Annotated in this window: 4 protein-coding genes; all 4 read right to left on the reverse strand. The window is 72.3% G+C overall.

Going from position 1 to position 2,796, the window contains the following annotated elements; translation table 11 throughout:
• Nucleotides 1-17: 17 nt before the first annotated feature.
• Nucleotides 18-887: a tyrosinase family protein gene (locus tag STRTUCAR8_RS23530; protein ID WP_006378446.1), complete on the reverse strand. Its 870-nt coding sequence runs from the start codon at nt 885-887 to the stop codon at nt 18-20.
• A complete protein-coding gene (locus tag STRTUCAR8_RS23535; protein WP_006378445.1) occupies nt 871-1,347 on the reverse strand; it encodes a tyrosinase family oxidase copper chaperone in 477 nt (158 codons plus the stop codon). Before STRTUCAR8_RS23535 ends, STRTUCAR8_RS23530 begins: the two co-directional genes overlap by 17 nt.
• Before the next feature lie 123 nt (nt 1,348-1,470).
• Nucleotides 1,471-1,980, reverse strand: a complete 510-nt coding sequence (locus STRTUCAR8_RS23540; RefSeq protein WP_006378447.1) for a hypothetical protein — start codon at nt 1,978-1,980, stop codon at nt 1,471-1,473.
• A gap of 204 nt (nt 1,981-2,184) precedes the next feature.
• Nucleotides 2,185-2,679, reverse strand: coding sequence for a DUF5949 family protein (locus tag STRTUCAR8_RS23545; RefSeq protein ID WP_006378444.1), 495 nt, complete (start codon nt 2,677-2,679; stop codon nt 2,185-2,187).
• Between the last annotated feature and the right edge of the window lie 117 nt (nt 2,680-2,796).

Consider the following 2,796-nt stretch of genomic DNA (forward strand, 5'->3'; position numbering starts at 1 on the left):
CTTCCGCAGGTACCGGGTTACGCGTACCTGTAGATGCCGCTGACGTCCTCCAGCTGGTCCGGCGTCAGGTCCCACGGCGGCAGCTTCTCGTGCCGGGCGACGACCCGGCCGCGCTGGGCGTCACCGACGCGCGGCGGCCGGTCGGGCAGATAGCGGGTGCCGGCCCCGTGCCGGAGCTGCCAGCGCGACCAGCACAGGTCGACGAAGGCGTGGTGCAGCCAGAAGACGGGGTCGTTGACGGAGGCACCGCCGACCATGTGCCCGCCGACCCAGCGGTGGACGCGGTTGTGGTTGCGCCACGAGCCGGGGCCCCGCCCGCTCCCCCACCCTTCGAGCCTGTTGCGGAACCCCTTCGTGGACGTCGAGTCCCACGGCGACACGTCGTACACGGGATCGGCGAGGGCCGAGTCCAGGTCCTGCCGGGTCGGCAGCGCGAGCGGCTCCCGGACCCGGCCGAGGTCCCGGGTGAGGAAGTCGCCGTCGGTGACGCTCTCGTTGATGATCCAGTCGCCCTGGTCGTAGGCGAACGGCCCGGTCATCACCCGCTGGTCCGAGAAGCGCCCGGTACCGCCGAGCAGGTCCTCGCTCCAGGGCGTCCCCGCGGCCGTCCGGTCCCGGGTCCAGTCCCAGTAGGGCAGCGTCACCGACGGGTCCACGCGCTGCAGCGCCTGCTCCAGGTCCAGCAGGAACTGCCGGTGCCAGGGCAGGAAGGACGGCGCCATGTGGGCCGTACGCAGCCCCTTCTCGCCGTCGGAGACGTAGTACTCGATGTGCGTGCGCACGAATTCGTCGTACTCGCCGCGCCGTTTGATCTCCATCAGCGCCCCGACGAACCGCCGCCGCTCACCGCGCGTCAGCGTGCTGACGTCCTTACGCGTGTACGCCATGACCGCCTCCTCCCCCGCCGGCGACCGTCAACCGCCGCCCGGGCCCCAGCTCGTCGACGGCGGCGCGGGCCGCCTCCAGGGCCGTGGGGTACGAGCGGTAGTGGTCGATCATGCTCAGATACGTCCCGTCCGCGCGCCGCATCAGATGCAGTGGCCGCCCGTCCACGGTGACGTGCCACCGTGCCTCGCCCGGCGCGCGCATCGCCTGCGTCATGTGGTCGAGGTGATCCGCGCTCCCGGCGTCGGTCTTCAGACCGCGCAGTCGGCGGCCCCGGTACGTCTCGTCGAACGACGACGCCTCGTCGCCGTCCCGCTCCCCGCGAGGCCACGCGGCGGCGACGACCGGGACGACGGCCAGGGCGAGGGCCGACACGCACAGGGCACGCAGCGCCTCCCGCCGCGTACCGGAACAGCCGCGGGGCCCTGCCGGGCCCCGTGGCTCTCTTCTGACGAACAACACTCTCTCCCCATCTCCTCGTTCGGGTTCGTTCGGTGACGGCGACCGCCCGGAGACCGGCCCGGGTGCCAACCCCGGGCCCAGAGAGTCCAGTTCGTCGGATTCCGCGACCAGGACCTGACCGGACTACATGGAGCCGAGCCCCAGGACACCCGTGGGGGCCGTCTGCAGCAGCGGGGTCATTACGGCGGCCTGCGGCTCCTTGAGCGTCGGCAGGCCGAACACCTCGGAGTTCGGCGCGGTCAGCGGGGTGTCGACGGACAGACCGGGGGTCAGGGTCCGCAGGTCGGCCGCGGGAACGCTGAGGCCGGCCTCGTCGAAGCCCTTGCCGAGCACCTGCGGCAGCGGCGCCTGGGCCGACAGACCGGGCAGCGCGGCACCCATCGGCACCTGCGGCAGCGCACTGGCCGGGATCATCTGCCCCTCGACGTACCGCGGCCCCTCGGGCACGCCCGGCGTCAGCAGCGGCAGTTCGCCGCCCACCTTGGGCAGGCTCACGTTGAGGGACTTCTCGACGCCGTCCAGCGGTACGGGCACGGGGACCGTGCCGGCCGCGACGGCGGGGGCCGCGGAGCCCACCGCCGCCGCCACGCCGGTGAGAACAGCGGCGGCAAGGATTCGAGTGGTCGACTTCATGGCAGGTGCGGTCCTTTACAGGAATCGGGGGTGTACGTCCGTATCGCGTAACGATCCTGGGAACCGCATCAGCTCAAGATTCCCCCGAGTGGTGCATTAGTCGTCCGATCAGCCCGGAAGGGCGAATCGGCTCGAACAGCCGACCCGCCCGCCCGGGCCCCGGACTTCACCCGCCGCCCTCGCCCCCGGCCGCCGGCTCGGCCGTCAGCGCAGGCTGCGGGCCGGGAGGATGACGTGGGCCGCCGCGGTCAGGGTCTCGTCGGCGCCCGCGAAGGCCGCCAGCGCCTCCGGCTCGATGGGCTTGCCGGGCTGGGCCTCGGGCCAGGCGCGGGTGGTGAACACCAGGTAGGCGAAGCCGCGTTCGGCGACCGCGGTGAGCCACTCCGGAGGCGGCGTGCACTGGGCGTTGAGCTGCGGCATGTTGACGACGGCCGAACCGGCCTCGACGAGCAGGCTGACCGGCAGGCTCGGGCGGGTGGAACCGTCGACGATGTCACCGCCGACCGGCAGACCGGTGTTGGCGAGGAGCTGCTCGACGGCGACGGCCGAAGCCTCCGGGCCGCCCTCGCCGTCCCCGAGGGAGTAGGCGAGGAGATAGGGCATGTCGCCGTCGGGGGCCTCACCGCTCCAGGCCATCACGACGAGCGTGCCCAGGTCGGCGATGCGGAAAGGGCGCGTTTCGCTTGAGGTTGAGGTCACCGCGGAACCCTATCGGCGGGATTCGACGCGGCCGGCCGCGTTCTCACTCGACCGGGGGATTTCCCGCCGGTATCCACACGAAAGAGGGACGGGCTTCGAACAGCACGAAGGGCCGAT

The sequence above is a fragment of the Streptomyces turgidiscabies Car8 genome, from assembly GCF_000331005.1.
GTDB lineage: Bacteria > Actinomycetota > Actinomycetes > Streptomycetales > Streptomycetaceae > Streptomyces > Streptomyces turgidiscabies.